The organism is Streptomyces sp. NRRL WC-3549, assembly GCF_000721935.1.
In the GTDB taxonomy this organism is placed as follows: Bacteria; Actinomycetota; Actinomycetes; order Streptomycetales; family Streptomycetaceae; genus Streptomyces.
In genome coordinates, this window is record NZ_KL585414.1 from 307,103 (window position 1) to 307,684 (window position 582).

The 582-nt window shown below is 73.4% G+C and carries 1 protein-coding gene; it reads right to left on the reverse strand.

Annotated features, from left to right (window positions below; all coding sequences use genetic code 11):
• Window positions 1-533: discoidin domain-containing protein (locus IH13_RS0122745; protein WP_037842000.1), on the reverse strand; the 533-nt coding region annotated here is incomplete at its 3' end.
• Window positions 534-582 lie beyond the last annotated feature (49 nt).

Consider the following 582-nt stretch of genomic DNA (forward strand, 5'->3'; position numbering starts at 1 on the left):
CCGTACACCTGGCACTCCCAGAGCGAGTAGCCGTATCCGCCCGCCCGTGCGGTGCCGAGCATGCGGACGTAGCGGCCCGAGCCGGAGACGGGGAGGTCGTCGGTGCCGCCGTCGCTGCCGGTGACGGTCTTCAGGGTGCGCCAGTCGGTGCCGTTGTCGGACGCCTGGATCTGGTACGCCTCGGCGTGGGCGGCCTCCCAGGTCAGGACGATCCGGCTGAGGTCCCGCACGCTGCCGAGGTCGACCTGGATCCACTGCGGATCGCTCCAGGCGCTGGCCCAGCGGGTTCCGGTGAGGTCGCCGTCGACCGCGGCGGAGGCGGGGTACGCCTCACCCTCCTGGGAGGAGGCGGTCGCCGTTCTGCCCTGCGACAACAGGGTCTCGGCCGCCCCGGCCGACGGGGAGGCGGCGAGGGTGAGCGAGGACGCCAGCAGCGCGCCCAGGGCGATCAGGGGGACGCCGACGCCTCGGCGCCTCGGAGTGAGGTGTCTGCGGGGTTCCGGGAGTGGGTGGTGCGTGAGGGGTTTCGACACGGTCTGCTCCAGGCAGGTCGGGATGCGGACGGCCGGACCACGGTCAGGG